The sequence below is a fragment of the Janthinobacterium sp. NFX145 genome (assembly GCF_049810325.1).
GTDB lineage: Bacteria > Pseudomonadota > Gammaproteobacteria > Burkholderiales > Burkholderiaceae_D > Janthinobacterium > Janthinobacterium rivuli.
Genome location: NZ_CP187360.1, coordinates 5,988,876 through 6,004,817, shown reverse-complemented (window position 1 = coordinate 6,004,817; position 15,942 = coordinate 5,988,876). Strand labels below are relative to the sequence as shown.

At 61.5% G+C, this 15,942-nt stretch carries 15 protein-coding genes and 1 riboswitch; of the genes, 5 read left to right on the top strand and 10 right to left on the bottom strand.

From position 1 onward, the window contains the following. Positions 1-10 precede the first annotated feature (10 nt). From hslU to ACPJXG_RS26885, 7 genes are all read right to left on the bottom strand, one after another. The gene (gene hslU, locus ACPJXG_RS26915; protein WP_425252829.1) at positions 11-1,366 is read right to left on the bottom strand and encodes an ATP-dependent protease ATPase subunit HslU; all 1,356 of its coding nucleotides are present in this window, start codon (positions 1,364-1,366) and stop codon (positions 11-13) included. Between the two features lie 40 nt (positions 1,367-1,406). Next, positions 1,407-1,943, bottom strand: coding sequence for an ATP-dependent protease subunit HslV (hslV, locus tag ACPJXG_RS26910; protein WP_035823869.1), 537 nt, complete (start codon positions 1,941-1,943; stop codon positions 1,407-1,409). 223 nt (positions 1,944-2,166) lie between these two features. After that, positions 2,167-2,619, bottom strand: coding sequence for an RNA polymerase-binding protein DksA (dksA, locus tag ACPJXG_RS26905; RefSeq protein ID WP_034753066.1), 453 nt, complete (start codon positions 2,617-2,619; stop codon positions 2,167-2,169). Positions 2,620-3,100: 481 nt separating this feature from the next. Beyond that, the gene (locus tag ACPJXG_RS26900; RefSeq protein WP_425252828.1) at positions 3,101-4,165 is read right to left on the bottom strand and encodes a CobW family GTP-binding protein; all 1,065 of its coding nucleotides are present in this window, start codon (positions 4,163-4,165) and stop codon (positions 3,101-3,103) included. 135 nt (positions 4,166-4,300) lie between these two features. Beyond that, the gene (locus tag ACPJXG_RS26895) at positions 4,301-5,248 is read right to left on the bottom strand and encodes a tyrosine recombinase XerC (protein WP_425252827.1); all 948 of its coding nucleotides are present in this window, start codon (positions 5,246-5,248) and stop codon (positions 4,301-4,303) included. 7 nt (positions 5,249-5,255) lie between these two features. Further along, entirely contained in the window at positions 5,256-5,933 is a 678-nt protein-coding gene (locus ACPJXG_RS26890) for a DUF484 family protein (protein ID WP_035823876.1), read from the bottom strand. Positions 5,934-6,112: 179 nt separating this feature from the next. Then, the gene (locus ACPJXG_RS26885; protein ID WP_099401237.1) at positions 6,113-7,147 is read right to left on the bottom strand and encodes a porin; all 1,035 of its coding nucleotides are present in this window, start codon (positions 7,145-7,147) and stop codon (positions 6,113-6,115) included. Between the two features lie 413 nt (positions 7,148-7,560). Between ACPJXG_RS26885 and ACPJXG_RS26880 the strand changes: the two genes are divergently transcribed. Then, positions 7,561-9,063: a hypothetical protein gene (locus ACPJXG_RS26880; protein ID WP_425252826.1), complete on the top strand. Its 1,503-nt coding sequence runs from the start codon at positions 7,561-7,563 to the stop codon at positions 9,061-9,063. Positions 9,064-9,074: 11 nt separating this feature from the next. Here the strand turns inward: ACPJXG_RS26880 and dapF are convergent, their stop codons facing one another. The 3 genes from dapF to ACPJXG_RS26865 are packed head-to-tail and all read right to left on the bottom strand — an operon-like array spanning position 9,075 to position 11,691. Further along, on the bottom strand, positions 9,075-9,938 hold the full coding sequence (gene dapF, locus ACPJXG_RS26875) for a diaminopimelate epimerase (RefSeq protein ID WP_425252825.1): 864 nt from the start codon (positions 9,936-9,938) through the stop codon (positions 9,075-9,077). A gap of 11 nt (positions 9,939-9,949) precedes the next feature. Further along, positions 9,950-10,825, bottom strand: a complete 876-nt coding sequence (locus ACPJXG_RS26870) for a lipid A biosynthesis acyltransferase (protein ID WP_176387638.1) — start codon at positions 10,823-10,825, stop codon at positions 9,950-9,952. Next, complete coding sequence (locus tag ACPJXG_RS26865) at positions 10,822-11,691, bottom strand: lysophospholipid acyltransferase family protein (RefSeq protein WP_099401240.1); 870 nt, start codon at positions 11,689-11,691, stop codon at positions 10,822-10,824. The genes ACPJXG_RS26870 and ACPJXG_RS26865 overlap by 4 nt, the downstream gene beginning before the upstream one ends. A gap of 188 nt (positions 11,692-11,879) precedes the next feature. Between ACPJXG_RS26865 and metK the strand changes: the two genes are divergently transcribed. The 4 genes from metK (at position 11,880) to metF (ending at position 15,941) form a co-directional block, all read left to right on the top strand. Then, a complete protein-coding gene (metK, locus tag ACPJXG_RS26860) occupies positions 11,880-13,046 on the top strand; it encodes a methionine adenosyltransferase (RefSeq protein WP_035823888.1) in 1,167 nt (388 codons plus the stop codon). A 122-nt stretch (positions 13,047-13,168) separates the two neighbouring features. Next, positions 13,169-13,237, top strand: a riboswitch (S-adenosyl-L-homocysteine riboswitch). A gap of 24 nt (positions 13,238-13,261) precedes the next feature. Further along, positions 13,262-14,686, top strand: a complete 1,425-nt coding sequence (gene ahcY, locus ACPJXG_RS26855; RefSeq protein ID WP_322426648.1) for an adenosylhomocysteinase — start codon at positions 13,262-13,264, stop codon at positions 14,684-14,686. 81 nt (positions 14,687-14,767) lie between these two features. Then, positions 14,768-15,124, top strand: coding sequence for a phage holin family protein (locus ACPJXG_RS26850; protein ID WP_035823893.1), 357 nt, complete (start codon positions 14,768-14,770; stop codon positions 15,122-15,124). After that, a complete protein-coding gene (gene metF / locus ACPJXG_RS26845) occupies positions 15,111-15,941 on the top strand; it encodes a methylenetetrahydrofolate reductase [NAD(P)H] (RefSeq protein WP_425252824.1) in 831 nt (276 codons plus the stop codon). The genes ACPJXG_RS26850 and metF overlap by 14 nt, the downstream gene beginning before the upstream one ends. Position 15,942: the final 1 nt, after the last annotated feature.

Below are 15,942 nucleotides of genomic sequence, written 5' to 3'. Positions count from 1 at the left end.
CCCTTCCTTCCTACAGCACGTAGCGCGACAGGTCCTCGTTGACCGACAGCGCTTCCAGGCGTTCGTTGACATACGCGGCGTCGATCACCAGCAGGTTTTCAGTGGTGCTGCTGCCTTCGCTGGCCGTAAACGACACTTCTTCCAGCAGCTTTTCCATCACCGTGTGCAGCCGGCGCGCGCCGATGTTTTCCGTGCGCTCGTTTACCGAATAGGCGATTTCGGCCAGGCGCGTGATGCCTTCCGGCGCGAATTGCAGTTTCAGGTTTTCCGTCGCCAGCAAGGCTTCGTACTGCATCGTCAGGCACGCGTCGGTGCTGGTGAGAATGCGCTCGAAGTCCGAGATCGACAGCGATTCCAGTTCCACGCGGATGGGGAAGCGCCCCTGCAGTTCCGGGATCAGGTCCGACGGCTTCGACAGGTGGAACGCGCCCGAGGCGATGAACAGGATGTGGTCCGTGCGTATCATGCCGTACTTGGTGTTGACGGTCGTGCCCTCGACCAGCGGCAGCAGGTCGCGCTGCACGCCCGCGCGCGAGACGTCGGCGCCGCCGGACTCCGAGCGCGAGGCGATCTTGTCGATTTCATCGAGGAAGACGATGCCGTTCTGCTCGACGTTCTGGATGGCCTTCTGTTTCAGCTCATCTTCGTTGAGCAGCTTGGCCGCTTCTTCTTCGACCAGCAGTTTCAAGGCTTCGCGGATCTTGACCTTGCGCGCCTTCTTGCGCTGCGCGCCCACGCCCGAAAACATGGACTTGATCTGTTCCGTCATTTCTTCCATGCCTGGCGGCGCCATGATTTCCATCTGCGGGCCCGCCTCGGCCAGCTCGATCTCGATTTCCTTGTCATCGAGCTCGCCCTGGCGCAAGCGCTTGCGGAAGGTCTGCCGCGTGCTGTCGCCGCTGCCGCCCGTATCCACAGCCGCGGCCGTGTTCGGCGTGAAGCCGAAGTCGCGCGCCGGCGGCACGAGAATGTCGATGACGCGGTCTTCGGCCGCATCTTCGGCGCGTGCGCGCACTTTCTTCATTTCCAGCGCGCGCGTCTGCTTGATGCCGATGTCGATCAGGTCGCGGATGATGGTGTCGACGTCGCGCCCCACATAACCGACTTCCGTGAATTTGGTCGCTTCGATCTTGATGAACGGCGCCTCGGCCAGCTTTGCCAGGCGGCGCGCGATTTCCGTCTTGCCGACGCCCGTGGGGCCGATCATGAGGATGTTCTTGGGCGTGATTTCATGGCGCAGGGGCTCGGCCACCTGCTGGCGGCGCCAGCGGTTGCGCAGGGCGATGGCGACGGCGCGCTTGGCCTTGGCCTGGCCCACCACGTGCTTGTCGAGTTCAGTGACGATTTCCGACGGGGTCATGTTCATGATCATAATTGGCTTTCTGTATTCTGTGCTCGGGGGACGCTTATTCCAAGGTCTCGATGATGTGCGACATGTTGGTGTAGATGCACAGTTCCGCGGCGATGGTCAGCGACTTCTTGACCACCTCGGCCGGCGACAAGTCCGTGTTTTCCTGCAGCGCCTTGGCGGCCGACTGGGCATAGGTGCCGCCCGAGCCGATGGCGCCGATGCCGTCTTCCGGCTCCAGCACGTCGCCATTGCCCGTGATGACCAGGGTCGACTCGCTGTCGGCCACCAGCAGCATCGCTTCCAGGCGGCGCAGCACGCGGTCGGTGCGCCAGTCCTTGGCCAGTTCGACGGAGGCGCGCAGCAGATTGCCCTGGTGTTTTTCCAGCTTGCCTTCAAAGCGGTCGAGCAAGGTAAAAGCGTCGGCGGTGCCGCCGGCAAAGCCGACCAGGACCTTGCCCTGATACAACTTACGTACTTTGCGGGCCGTGCCCTTCATGACGATGTTGCCGAGCGTTACCTGGCCATCGCCGCCCAGGGCGACTTGCTTGCCGCGCCGGACGCAGAGGATGGTGGTGCCGTGAAATTGTTCCATAGTGACCTCAAAAGATTCGTGCCGATGCGTGCAAGGCCATGCGATTGCGCGCCCATGCTACAAAAGTGGGGATGGAAAAGGCAATTGCAAGCGGCACTTGCCGCTGCAGTGCCTGCTTCAGTGTAGTCGGCGCGGGACGAAAAAAAAGCACGCAACCAAAGGTTGTGTGCTTTTATATGCGCCATCGCGCAGCCGCCGGGGCGGCCGCGCAAGGGGAGGGCGATCAGTCGCCGTACAGCTTTTGCTTCAGTTCCCGCCGTTGCTGAGCTTCCAGCGACAGGGTGGCGGTCGGACGGGCGATCAGGCGGGGGATGCCGATAGGCTCGCCCGTTTCTTCACACCAGCCATAGTCGCCGGCGTCGATGCTGGCGATCGATTGCTGTACTTTCTTCAGCAATTTGCGCTCGCGGTCGCGCGTGCGCAGTTCCAGCGCATGCTCTTCCTCGATGGTGGCGCGGTCGGCAGGGTCCGGTACGAGCACGGTTTCACGCAAGTGTTCCGTGGTTTCGCCGGCGTTTTTCAGCAGGTCTTTTTCAAGCTGCTGCAGGCGCGCCTTGAAGAATGCCAGTTGTGCCGGATTCATGTAGTCATCTTCGCTCATGGCGCGAATTTGGTCTTCGCTGATGAGTGGGATGTCTTGGTTGGCGGCCGGGGTCGATTTATTAGTTTTGGTCATAACTTCGCTTACCTTCGATACGACAGAGTTTTCAAATTGATCAGTTGATGCGGCGATACCGAGCAACTGTACAGGTTCCGCTTGGCATTGCTGTCCCGCTGTACTGCGTGCGACCTTGGCTTGCCGGCGTAAGCCAGGACTACCGGCCGGCTAAGGTGCCATGTTGATAACTTTTTACCGCTCTATGCCAGTCGCGCTATGCGCGCGTCAACAGGCGTGTTGGGTGGATCGGTTGCATGCCTGGCATGCGGCCAGCGGCAGTTTGCCAGCATTTCATGACAGGCGAACGACATGGGCCGTTTTCGTCGCTGATTTTGGCACGCTTTGCCTTATATTGCCATCCCGATTTGTTGACTAGCCGATCAGAAACAGCTACTTGTTGGTTTCTACCAGCAAGATGGGTGTCGGACAGCGGGAAAGCGTGCTTAACTTTCCCTTTTGTTTCTGCTTTGCAACGGGTACTTTGCAAAACCCGGCTAGTTTATACCAAACATTGTTCGAGTCCGCGAATAAAAATGTCTTTTGGTAGATTCTTGCCAATAAACACCATTTTGCTGCCACGCACTTCGTTTTCGCCCCATTTGGCGCCCAGGTCGCTGCCCATCAGCTGGTGCACGCCTTGAAACACCACCTTGCGCTCGGCGCCCTGCATCAGCAGCACGCCCTTGTAGCGCAGCATGCGCGGGCCATACACTTGCACCAGGCCGCCGAGGAACTCGTCGAGCTTGGCGCTGTCGAACGGTTGCGTACTTTTGAAAACAAAGGCGGCGATATCGTCGCTGTGCTGCGCATGGTGGTGGTCGGCATGGCCGCAATCGGTGGCGCAGGCCGCAGTGTGCTCATGCTTGTGCTCATGTGCATGGTCATGATCGTGGACGTGCGCCGTTTCCGTGGCGAGGAAATCCGGGTCCAGTTCCAGTTTTTCATTCAGGTTGAAACCGCGGATGTCGAGCACTTCGGCCAGTGGGGCGCGGCCGAAATCGACCTTGGCGATCGGTGCGCGGGGATTGATGCGCTTCAAACGGCGCGTCAGCGTGGCCACGTCCTCTTCACTGACGAGGTCGGTTTTCGACAGCAGCAGCTTGTCGGCAAAACCCACTTGCCGCTGGGCTTCCTCGTATTCGTCCAGTTGCTTCATGGCATGACGGGCATCGACCACCGTGATGATGGCGTCGAGCATGTAGTGGCTGCCCACTTCCTCGTCAACAAAGAAGGTTTGCGCCACGGGGCCTGGATTGGCCAGGCCCGTCGTTTCGATGACGACGCGGTCGAAGGCCAGCAGGCCGGCGTCGCGCTTGCGCGCCAGTTCCGTCAGGCCCACGATCAGGTCGCCGCGCACGGTGCAGCAGATGCAGCCGTTGTTCATCTCGATGATGTGTTCGTTGCTATCCTGCACCAGGATTTCATTGTCGATGTTTTCCTGGCCAAACTCGTTTTCGATCACGGCGATGCGCATGCCATGGTCTTCCTGCAGTATGCGGTTGAGCAAGGTGGTTTTGCCTGCGCCCAGGAAACCGGTGAGGATGGTGGTTGGAATCAGTGCCATGAGAGATGCCTTGTAATCGGTGGTGCCGCCGCGCAAGCGGAAGAATGCGGACGATTATGCCGGAATTTTGCAAAAGCTTGCAAATGCGCGCCGATCCGCTTGATATGGATCAGGCTGGCCAGCGGGCGCGGCGGTCTACTTGAGCTTGGCGCGCGGATGCGCCTGGTCGTACACGTGCGCCAAGTGCTGGAAGTCGAGGGCCGTGTAGACCTGGGTCGAGGTGATGCTGGAATGGCCCAGCATTTCCTGCACGGCGCGCAAGTCGCCCGACGATTGCAGCACGTGCGAGGCGAACGAGTGGCGCAGCACGTGCGGGTGCACGTTGGCGGGAATCTCGGTGGCCAGCGCGTGCGCCTTCAGGCGCAGCTGCAGCACGCGGGGCGAGATGCGCGTGCCGCGCGTGCTTAAAAACAAGGCAGCACTGCCATCGGCCGCCGGCGGGCGCACGCCCAGCCAGGCAGTCAGGGCCACGAGCGCCGCCTTGCCGACCGGCACCTTGCGCATCTTGCTGCCCTTGCCCGTGACGATGACTTCGAAGCTGGCCATGTCGAGCCAGCCCAGCGAGGCGGGCTGGCCATTTTCCGCCTTGCAGTAATGGGTGTCCAGGCTGGTCAGTTCGGACACGCGCAAGCCGCTTGAATACAGCAGTTCGAACATGGCGCGGTTGCACAGCTGTTCCGGTTCGGCCGCGCCTTGCTGGTGTTGCGCGGGCGCCACGAGGCGCACGGCGTCGTCCACCGACAGGGCTTTGGGCAAGGTCTTGGCCCGCTTCGGGGCGCGGATGCCGTCGACGGGATTGGCGTCGAGCGTGGTCTCGCCACTGAGCCAGTTGAAAAAGCCGCGCCACGACGACAGCTTGCGGGCGATCGAGCGCGGGTCGAGGCCGCCGGCGTGCAGCTTGGCCGTGTAGCGGCGCACTTCGTTGTGCGCCAGCGCCGTCCAGGACGTGTTGCCGCTCAGTTCCAGCAAGGCGCGCAGGTCGCGCCCGTAGGCGTCCAGCGTATGCGGCGACAGCTTGCGCTGCGTGGCCAGTTGCGCCAGGTAGGCGTCAAGCCACTCGGCCTTGCCGCGCACCGCGTTCATGGCTGACTCAGGCAGGCGAGCCGGCGCGCAGCGCGGCCAGGGCGGCGCTGGCTGTGGCGCCGATATGCACGAGGAAATCCGTGCCCATGCTCGAGGTAAAGCGTTCGCTGTCGGGCGAACCGAGCACCAGCAGGCCGAAGGTGCCCGTGGTGTTCGGGGCGCGCAGGGCGATCATGACGGTCGATTCGATCTTGTCAGCTTGCAACCAGTGCACGGCTTCGAAATCGCGGTTGCTGCCGCAGTACGGGGTTTGCAGGCTGTTGGCGAACATGCGCACGTCGGCCGTGACATCTTCCGTGAACCAGCCGTCGGCGTGTTCCGGCAGCACTTGCCACAGGCGCAGGCTGACGTAAGGCACGTCGAAATTGCTTTGCAGGGCATCGACCAGCACGCGCGGCATGTCCGCATCGTTGCGCACTTGCAGCATGGCCTGGTTCCAGCCGTGGAACTTGCTGGCGATGTCGCCATTTTCCTCGGCCACACGGCTCAGCTTGGACATGCGCAGTTCCAGCGCCTTGTACTTGTCGCGCATCACTTCCATTTGCCGCTCCTGCAGCGAGATGGTGCGTCCCGTCAGCGGACTGCTCAGCTTGACCTCGCCGAGCAGGGCGGTATGCTCTTCGAAGAAATTCGGGTGCTCGCTCAGGTACTGGGCGACGGTGCTGGAATCGAGTGTGGCGGTCATTGAGAATATCTGTCAGTGAAAGTTGAACACTTCATTCTAACCGAGAGTGCGCCGGCATAGGCGCAAAGGGGACGGTAGCGATGCATTTTCCGCGCGCCCATGAAAAAAGCGGCATGGTTGCCCATGCCGCCTTGTACTCCTGGTTCAGCAGTCACCCGTGGAGGGTGACTGGCCGGCCATTAGAAGTTGTGATGCAAGCCCAGACCGATGTAGGTCTTCGACACAGCATCCTTGCGGTTCGAGATGTCCGCGTACAGGTAGGTGCGCTTCGACAGGTTGTAGTCGTAGCCCAGCGATGCTTGTTTGGTTTTGGTCACGCCGTCTGGCGTTTTTTGACCGTAGCCAGCGCGAACCTTGCCTGGGCCGACGTCGTAGTTGGCGCCAATCAGCCATGCTTTGGTGTCGGTGTTGATGATCTTGAAGTTGCTGTCATCCTGATGCTGGTACGACGCCATCAGTTTCAGTTCCGTTACCGGATTGAACGATGCGGCAACCGACCACAGCTTGGCTTGCACGCCATTGCGCTCATATGCGGCCATACCGGCGAACTGGCCGTAGTTGTACGTGGCCGAGACCGAGTACGGATTCGACGCTGGCACGGCATTGGCAGCCACCGGGTAGTTGTTGGCTGGTGGCGTAGCTCCTGGTCCAGGGAATGCCGGATTGTTATTGGCTTCCTTGGCGGCGACAGTGGCGTTGAACTGGAAGCCGCTGATGACTGGCGAGTTGTAGAACACAGCGTTCGAGAAGCGGTTACGCGAGTTGCCGGTTGCGCTCAGCGGATCGCTGCTGTAGGCGGCCACCGTGATGTCGGTCTGGAAGCCGGCTGGCGTAGGCATGCCCGACCATGGTTCGAACGCGGTGCTCGATTCCTGGAAGGCGGTCAGGCCGCGGCCCAGACGCACCATACCGAAGTTGCCTTGCAGGCCGACGCGGCTTTGACCCTGGAACAGCGGACGGGAGTTGCTTTCCAGCGTACCGGTATCGGATTCATAGCGAATTTCCAGTTGGAAAATGGCTTTCAAGCCATTGCCCAGATCTTCCGTGCCTTTGAAACCCAGCTTGTTGTTGTCGCGCTTGGTGACAGCGGTGCTCGAACCGGTCATTTTGCCCAGGCCAGCATCGATCGTGCCGTAGATTTGGACGGACGACTGCGCTTGTGCGGTTGCGGCAAAGGCGCCGAAGAGTGCGAGGGCAACGAGTGATTTTTTCATGTCTTATTCCCTATTAAAAGTGAGTTCCGTCCGAGATCCGAGCAGATTGAAACACGCTAACTGTCGCGTTTCGATGAATGAACCTTAATTCGTCGGCGCGCAAGACGTGCGGGATTGGTCAAATATGCGTGAAAAGATTGGTGAAAAGCGGCATAACTGCATGCCCCTGTTGTATTTTTGTAACGCGCGGTTTCTGCCGGTCCTGCGCCGATGGCAAGCGTTTCCCCATCGTCACGCTAGCTGCGCATTGTGATATTGGCATGTCATGGCTTGGACATTGTTGCGGTGAATCAAGTTCTTGAGGCCGCTTTGGCGGATTTATGACACAAGGACGTTACACTAAGGGAAGGCCTGCATTGATGGGCCTGGAGACGGCTCACTTATTAGAATCATTGACTCAATATCGAGAATCGATGGCAAATCGCGAAACATTAGGATTGATCAAGGGAGCGCGCGCGGGCGATGTGGCTTGCCAGCTGGCGTTGGGACGCGTGTATCTGTTTGGGCAGGGAGTGCCGCAAAGCCTGCTGACCGCCTTGCACTGGCTGGCGCGGGCGGCCCAGGAGGATAGCGCGGAAGCGTGCTTGCTGATCGGCACGCACGTGCCGTTCGAAGTGGCGCAACCGTCGGCCAAGGTGCTGATCCCGTATTACGCGCAGGCATTCGACGCGGGCCTGGTGCAGGCGGGGCTGGTGCTGGCGCAGCTGGTGCTGGGCAATGCCGCCAGCCACAGTGAAGCCTTGCGCGCCAAGGCGCGCGTGGCGCTGGACGCCGCCGTGCGCGCCGGCTTGCCCGATGCGCAATGGTTGTTGTCCATGCAAGAGGGATCGTCCGCAGCCTGCGGGCCGGACACCAGCGCCGCTGGCGAGAAAGCCATCGATGGCGACGCGCCGCTGCATGCCTGGCTGGAGCAGGCATGGAGCCAGGGCAACCATGCGGGCTTCCTGTCGCAAGGCTTGCCGCTGGCGCGCGAGCTGTTGCAGCGCCAGGCGGCCGCCGGGGCGCGCACGATCACCCTCGACGCGCAGCAGGTGCTGTTGCTGTCGCGTTGCGCCCAGGCCCTGGCGCCTGGCGGCGATGCCGAGGGCTGGCAGTGTTGCGAGCTGGCCGCGCATGGCGGCGACCGCACGGCGCAGCTGGAGCTGGGGCTTGGCTATGCGCGCATGGATGCGCATGGCCAGCGGCTGGCCACGCGTAACGGCGCGGCCAATTTCAAGCGGGCCGTGCGCTGGCTGACGCAGGCTGGCGAGCAGGGTCTGGCCGAAGCCTGGTTCGTGCTGTCGCGCATCTACACAAAACCGGAATTTTCCCAGCGCAATGTGGTCGAAGCCCATTCCTGCCTGGAGCGGGCCGCCGACCTGGGGCATGGCCCGGCCCAGCTCGAATGCGGCATGCATGCCTGGCGCAATCGCCGCGACGGCGTCAACAACGATGTGCGGGCCGCCTACTGGCTGCTGCAGGCGCAGGCGCAAGGCAGCCGTGAAGCGGAGGCGGCGCTGGCAAAGATCGCGCCGCAAGGCGAACCCGGCGACTGGGGCCAGTGCGCCGCCATGCACGCCGATGCGCATTTGCGGCAACTGGGCCAGAGCCACCCCCTGCTGGCGGCACGTCTGGCATTGGCGCGCTGCTTTCATCTGTCGCGTGCCGAGGCGCTGCTGCTCGATATCCATGCGGCCGACCAGGGGCATTGCCTGTTGATCGATATCAGCGCCACGCATGGGCGCGGCAAGCGGCGCCTGGTGCTGATCCGCACGGCGCAGGAGCGCCAGCTGCTCGATCAGGCGGTGCGTTTGTTCGAGCGCATCGATTGCGGCGTGGCGGGGCCGGAAGGCAATTACCGGCAGCGCCTGTACCGCCTGAAGTGCTACCTGGCGGAATTTGATGTCGCGCAGGAACAGCAGTTCCTGGCGGCATGATGCAGCGTTGATTACAGTTCGATCGTGCCTTCGAACACGGTCACGGCCGGACCCGTCATCAGGACGGGCTGGCCGGGGCCTTGCCAGGCGATCGACAGTTCGCCGCCGCGCGCGCTGATGCGCACGGGGGAGTCGAGCAAGCCGCGCAGGATGCCGGCCACGGCGGCGGCGCAGGCGCCCGTGCCGCACGCCAGGGTTTCGCCCGCGCCCCGTTCATACACGCGCAGTTTCACGTGCTGGCGGTTGACGACCTGCATGTAGCCGGCGTTGACCCTGCGGGGAAAGCGCGGATGGTGCTCGATGCGCGGGCCCGTCACTTCCAGGTCTTGCGCATCGACATCGTCGACCACTTGCACGGCGTGCGGGTTGCCCATCGAGACGACGGACACCAGCACGGGAGAGGGTTGGTCCGGCAAGGCCAGGTCCAGCGGCCACACAGTGTCGTTGCCTTGCGCTACACCGTCCAGGCCGTTGGCATCGAATGGCACCAGCGCGGGTTCGAGCACGGGCGCGCCCATGTCGACCGTGATGCTGCCGTCAAGTTCCAGGCGCGGCGCGATGATGCCGGCCATGGTTTCCACGCGGATGCTGTCCTTGGTCGATAGCCCCTTTTCGCTGACGAACTTGACGAAGGCGCGCGCGCCGTTGCCGCATTGCTCGACTTCGCCGCCATCGTTGTTATAGATGCGGTAGCGGAAGTCGCAGCCGGGCAGGCGCGGCTTTTCCACGACGAGGATCTGGTCGGCGCCGATGCCGAAACGGCGGTCGGCCAGGCGCTGCCACTGGGCCGGCGTGAAGTCGATTTCTTGATGGATGGCGTCGATGACGATGAAGTCATTGCCGGCGCCATGCATTTTGGTAAATTGGAGTTTCATGGTCTGCCGTATCACTTGTGCTGGTTATAGAACGATGCTTCGCCTTCCGGACGCGTCTTGAAGCGTTTATGCGTCCAGAAATACTCGGCCGGCGCTTCGCGCACGCGCTCTTCGATGAATTCGTTCATGCGGCGCGTGGCGGCCGTGATGTCGTCGCCCGGATAGTCATCCCACGCCGGGTAATACGTCACTTGCCAGCCCTGGTAATTGGGCAGGAAGGTGGCGATGACGGGAATGACTTGCGCCTTGGCGGCCAGCGCCAGGCGCGCCGTGGCAGTCAGGGTGGCGGCAGGCACGCCGAAGAAGGGCACGAATTCCGCGTCCTTCTCGCCGAAATCCATGTCCGGCAGCATGAAATACGGCAAGCCGTCGCGCAGTGCGCGCAGAATCGTCTTGATGCCGTCCTGGCGCGTAAACAGCTTGGGCGGCTTGAAGCGCGAACGGCCGTTGCGCAAGGCCTGGTCGAAGGCGGCGTTCTTTTGCTGCACATACATCGACGAGGCGGAGATCTCCATGGCGGTGGCGGCGCCGGCCACGTCGAGGCAGACGAAATGCGGGCACAGCAGGATGGTCGGCTTGGCCGCGATCTGCTGGCCCGGGAAGGCGGGCACCTTCCTGATCAGGCGGTTCAGACGCGCTTCCGACGACCACCACAGGATGCTGCGTTCCCACACGCTGCGCGAATACGCCTGGAAATGCTGGCGCGCCAGGGCCACGCGTTGTTTTTCCGTCAGTTCCGGCATGCACAGGCGCAGATTCGTCAGGGCGATCTTGCGCCGCGCGGGCATGGCGATGAACAGCAGGCTGCCGACGGCCACGCCGAAACGGCCGAGAATGGGTAAGGGCAGCCAGTGCAGCAGCCACATGAAGGCGATCAGCAGTCTCATGCCTGCTCCCCGGCGGCGTCGGGCGTCGCGGGCGTGGGCGGCGGTGCGCCGCGCGGCACTTTATAGCGGTTGTAGCTCCACAGGTATTGCGCCGGGCTGCGCGCGATCAATTGCTCCATGGCCGCATTGATGGTGCGCGCCTGCTCGGCCGAGGTGCTGGCTAGCGACTCGGTGAAGGGCACGAAATGCACGACATAGCCGCGTCCGCCCGGCAGGCGTTCCGCGTAAGTGATGATGACTTCGGCGCCGCCCATCTGCGCCAGCTTGGCCGGCAGGGTCATGGTGTAGGCGGGGCGGCCGAAGAAATCGGCCCACACGCCTTCGCCCTCTTGTGGCACCTGGTCGGGCAGCAGGCCGATGGGCTGGCCTTTTTTCAGGCATTTGGCGAAGATGCGCACGCCCGACATATTAGCCGGCGCCAGCATCAGGTTTTCGCGCGCGCGGGCTCCTTCGATCAGCGGTTTCAAGGCGGCGCGCTTGGGCGGACGGTACATCACGGTCAGCGGCGTGCGCAGCGCGATCTGTTGCGCGACGATTTCAAAGCAGCCCAGGTGCGGCGTCAGGAAGACGATGCCGCGGCCGTGTTGCAGCGCCTTTTCCACCAGTTCCCAGTTTTCCACCGTCGCATGGCGCGCCACGCGTTCGGCCGGCGCGCACCAGATGAAGGGCAATTCCAGCACGCTCTTGCCCGCTTCGGCCACGGCCGTGTGCAAGTGTTGCGAAAACCCCGCACCTTGCATGTTCTCGCGCATGCGGCGGCGGTAGGACGGGGAAATGGCGTAAATCACCCAGCCGAGCGCAGCGCCCAGGGCATGCAGAACGGGCAGGGGAAAGATGGACAGGAAGCGGAAAATTGGGACTAACATGTATAAGCTGTTTCCAGGAATGGCGTGTTGCCGTGCCAAAATTTTTTAAGAAGCGTAAAATACCACGTATGCAGTAGCCGCTGAGTTAATAGACAACTTGCGAAGCGGAATATAAATATCGCTAAAGCGTCGCAGGCAAAATCCTCTTTACTGCGACAGAACATTCACATAGTAAACAGGAGCTTGCAATGTCAAACGACTATCTCTTCACTTCCGAATCCGTCTCGGAAGGCCATCCCGACAAGGTTGCCGATCAAATTTCCGACGCCATCCTTGACGCCATCCTGACCCAGGATCCAGCCGCCCGCGTGGCTGCAGAAACCCTGTGCAACACCGGTCTGGTGGTGCTGGCTGGCGAGATCACCACGCACGCCAATGTGGATTATATTCAAGTTGCGCGCGAAACCATCAAACGCATCGGTTACGACAACACGGAATACGGCATCGACTACAAGGGTTGCGCCGTGCTGGTGGCCTACGACAAGCAGTCGCCGGACATCGCGCAAGGCGTCGATGAAGGTGCGGGGATTGACTTGGATCAAGGCGCTGGCGATCAGGGCCTGATGTTCGGCTACGCCTGCGATGAAACGGCCGAGCTGATGCCCGCCGCCATCCACTACGCGCACCGCCTGGTCGAGCGCCAGTCGCAACTGCGCAAGGATGGCCGTCTGCCATGGCTGCGTCCGGATGCGAAATCGCAAGTGACCCTGCGCTACGTCGATGGCCGCCCCGTCGGCGTGCACACCGTCGTGCTGTCGACCCAGCATGCGCCGGAAATCTCGCACAAGCAGATCGAAGAAGCCGTCATCGAAGAAATCATCAAGCCGATCCTGCCGCGCGAATGGCTGACCGACACGAAATTCCTCGTCAACCCGACGGGCCGTTTCGTCATCGGCGGTCCGCAAGGCGATTGCGGCTTGACCGGCCGCAAGATCATCGTCGACACCTACGGTGGCGCAGCCCCGCACGGCGGCGGCGCGTTCTCGGGCAAGGATCCATCGAAAGTCGACCGTTCGGCAGCCTACGCGGCCCGTTACGTGGCGAAAAACATCGTCGCGGCCGGCCTGGCGCGCCAATGCCAGGTGCAGGTCAGCTACGCCATCGGCGTGGCCAAGCCGATCAACATCACCGTCTACACGGAAGGCACGGGCGTGATTCCCGACGCGGAAATCGCCAAGCTGGTGCTGGCGCACTTTGATTTGCGTCCAAAAGGCATCGTGCAAATGCTCGACCTGCTGCGCCCGATCTACCAGAAGAGCGCCGCCTACGGCCACTTCGGCCGCGAAGAGCCGGAATTCACGTGGGAACGCACGGACAAGGTCGCCCTGCTGCGCGACGCTGCCGGCCTGAAGTAATCTAGTCAGACTTGCAAGAAAAGCGTCCCGGCCTCTGGCCGCGGGCGCTTTTTTTATGTGTTGTTACATGGCAATAGATGGCGAACAAACTGGCGCGCCGGCCTTGCCAATGTTAAAATTCACAGTCCGAGGAGCGTTGCGACGAAGAAATTCGCCAGGCTCGGAATATCCTGCAACTGCGCTCACGTACCTTTTTCAACTGAAAGGAGGGCGTGATGAACGCCGTACTCAAATCGCAACACGACTACACCATCGCCGATATCACCTTGGCCGCATGGGGCGACAAAGAAATCAAGATTGCTGAAACGGAAATGCCTGGCCTGATGGCCATCCGCGAAGAATTCGCGGCAGCGCAGCCTTTGAAAGGCGCGCGCATCACCGGTTCCATCCACATGACCATCCAGACCGCCGTGCTGATCCAGACCCTGGAAGCACTGGGCGCGCAAGTGCGTTGGGCATCGTGCAACATTTACTCCACGCAAGATCACGCTGCCGCCGCCATCGCTGCCGCCGGCACGCCTGTGTTCGCCATCAAGGGCGAGTCGCTGGATGACTACTGGGAATACACGCACCGCATCTTCGAATGGCCGAACGTGGACGGCAAGGCGGTCTACTCGAACATGATCCTTGACGATGGCGGCGATGCAACCCTGCTGCTGCACCTGGGCGTGCGCGCGGAAACCGATCTGTCGGTGCTGGCCAATCCCGGTTCGGAAGAAGAAATCTGCATGTTCAACTCGATCAAGCGTCATCTGCTGGCCGACCCGACCTGGTACTCGAAGCGTCTGCCGGAAATCCTGGGCGTGACGGAAGAAACCACCACCGGCGTGCACCGTTTGTATCAAATGCACAAGGAAGGCAAGCTGGCTTTCCCTGCGATCAACGTGAACGATTCCGTCACGAAATCGAAATTCGACAACCTGTATGGCTGCCGCGAGTCCCTGGTCGACGGCATCAAGCGCGCCACCGACGTGATGATCGCCGGTAAAGTGGCCGTCATCGCCGGTTACGGTGACGTCGGCAAGGGTTCGGCCCAGGCCATGCGCGCGCTGTCGGCGCAAGTGTGGGTAACGGAAGTCGATCCGATCTGCGCACTGCAGGCGGCGATGGAAGGCTACCGCGTCGTGACCATGGATTACGCCTGCGAACACGGCGACATCTTTGTCACCTGCACCGGCAACTATCACATCCTCACGCACGATCACCTGACGCGCATGAAAGACCAGGCCATCGTCTGCAACATTGGTCACTTCGACAATGAAATCGACGTCGCTTCGTTGAAACAATACGAGTGGGAAAACATCAAGCCGCAAGTCGACCACATCATCTTCCCGTCGGGCCGCCGCATCATCCTGCTGGCCGAAGGCCGTTTGGTCAACCTCGGTTGCGGCACGGGTCACCCGTCGTACGTGATGAGCTCGTCGTTCGCCAACCAGACGATCGCCCAGATCGAGCTGTACGCGAACACGGCCAACTACCCGGTCGGCGTGTATACCTTGCCAAAACACCTGGACGAAAAAGTCGCCCGTTTGCAACTCAAAAAGTTGAATGCGCAGCTGACGGAACTGACGCAAGAGCAAGCCGACTACATTGGCGTGCGTCAAGAAGGCCCTTATAAGCCAGAGCATTACCGTTATTAATCGGTAGTCCGGGGCTGTAACTCACCCTCTGAGGGCCGGCGCCTGCCGCCGGCCTGACCCTACTTTTGACAGGCTAGAGAAATGCGCTTGCTACTGATTTGGTTTATCAATGCGGCAGCCCTGTTTGCCGTCCCTTACCTGATGCACTCGGTGACGATGAGCAGCGGCTGGACGGCGCTGTTGGCCGCTGCCGTGCTGGGGCTGGTCAATGCGCTGATCCGTCCTTTGCTGATCCTGCTGACCCTGCCCGTGACGTTCTTGTCGCTGGGCCTGTTCATTTTGATCATCAACGGCTTCATGTTCTGGCTCGTGGCGCAGATAATCGATGGCTTCCATGTCGCCAGTTTCTGGTCTGCCGTGGGTGGTGCCATTTTGTACAGCATCATTTCCTGGGCCCTGTCGACCTTACTTTTGAGTAATGACGATGGAAAAGCATAATTTCAGTATTGAGTTTTTCCCGCCGAAAACCCCGGAAGGGGCGGAAAAGCTGCGCGCCACGCGTGTCAAATTGTCTGAATTGCATCCGAAGTATTTCTCGGTGACCTTTGGCGCCGGCGGCACCACGCAGCAGGGCACGCTCGACACCGTGCGCGAGATCCTGGCGGCCGGCGAACAGGCCGCACCGCATTTGTCTTGCGTGGGCGGTTCGCGCGAATCGATCCGCGCCGTGCTGGCCGACTTCAAGGCGGCCGGCGTGAAGCGTATCGTGGCCTTGCGCGGCGACTTGCCCAGCGGCTATGGCGCCTCGGGCGAGTTCCGCTATGCCAACGAGCTGGTGGAATTCATCCGCGCCGAGACGGGCGACCATTTTCATATCGAAGTGGCCGCCTATCCGGAAGTGCACCCGCAAGCCCGTTCGCCGCAGGACGACCTGAACGCGTTCGCGCGCAAGGTGCAGGCTGGCGCCGATGCCGCCATCACCCAGTACTTCTACAATGCCGACGCGTATTTCCAGTTTGTCGAACAGACGCAGAAGATGGGCATCAACGTGCCCATCGTGGCCGGCATCATGCCGATCACGAACTACACGCAGCTGATGCGCTTTTCGGACATGTGCGGCGCGGAAATTCCACGCTGGGTGCGTCTGAAACTGGTCAGCTTCGGCGACGACAGCGCATCCATCAAGGCCTTTGGCCTGGACGTGGTGACGGGCTTGTGCGAACGCCTGCTGGAAGGCGGCGCGCCAGGCTTGCATTTCTATAGCATGAACCAGGCGGCGCCTACGACCGCATTGTGGCAGCGCCTGGTGAAATAAA

Coding starts and splice junctions, on each gene's coding strand:
- hslU (WP_425252829.1), bottom strand. CDS start 1,366: ATGAACATGACCCCGTCGGAAATCGTCACTGAACTCGACAAGCACGTG.
- hslV (WP_035823869.1), bottom strand. CDS start 1,943: ATGGAACAATTTCACGGCACCACCATCCTCTGCGTCCGGCGCGGCAAG.
- dksA (WP_034753066.1), bottom strand. CDS start 2,619: ATGACCAAAACTAATAAATCGACCCCGGCCGCCAACCAAGACATCCCA.
- ACPJXG_RS26900 (WP_425252828.1), bottom strand. CDS start 4,165: ATGGCACTGATTCCAACCACCATCCTCACCGGTTTCCTGGGCGCAGGC.
- ACPJXG_RS26895 (WP_425252827.1), bottom strand. CDS start 5,248: ATGAACGCGGTGCGCGGCAAGGCCGAGTGGCTTGACGCCTACCTGGCG.
- ACPJXG_RS26890 (WP_035823876.1), bottom strand. CDS start 5,933: ATGACCGCCACACTCGATTCCAGCACCGTCGCCCAGTACCTGAGCGAG.
- ACPJXG_RS26885 (WP_099401237.1), bottom strand. CDS start 7,147: ATGAAAAAATCACTCGTTGCCCTCGCACTCTTCGGCGCCTTTGCCGCA.
- ACPJXG_RS26880 (WP_425252826.1), top strand. CDS start 7,561: ATGGCAAATCGCGAAACATTAGGATTGATCAAGGGAGCGCGCGCGGGC.
- dapF (WP_425252825.1), bottom strand. CDS start 9,938: ATGAAACTCCAATTTACCAAAATGCATGGCGCCGGCAATGACTTCATC.
- ACPJXG_RS26870 (WP_176387638.1), bottom strand. CDS start 10,825: ATGAGACTGCTGATCGCCTTCATGTGGCTGCTGCACTGGCTGCCCTTA.
- ACPJXG_RS26865 (WP_099401240.1), bottom strand. CDS start 11,691: ATGTTAGTCCCAATTTTCCGCTTCCTGTCCATCTTTCCCCTGCCCGTT.
- metK (WP_035823888.1), top strand. CDS start 11,880: ATGTCAAACGACTATCTCTTCACTTCCGAATCCGTCTCGGAAGGCCAT.
- ahcY (WP_322426648.1), top strand. CDS start 13,262: ATGAACGCCGTACTCAAATCGCAACACGACTACACCATCGCCGATATC.
- ACPJXG_RS26850 (WP_035823893.1), top strand. CDS start 14,768: ATGCGCTTGCTACTGATTTGGTTTATCAATGCGGCAGCCCTGTTTGCC.
- metF (WP_425252824.1), top strand. CDS start 15,111: ATGGAAAAGCATAATTTCAGTATTGAGTTTTTCCCGCCGAAAACCCCG.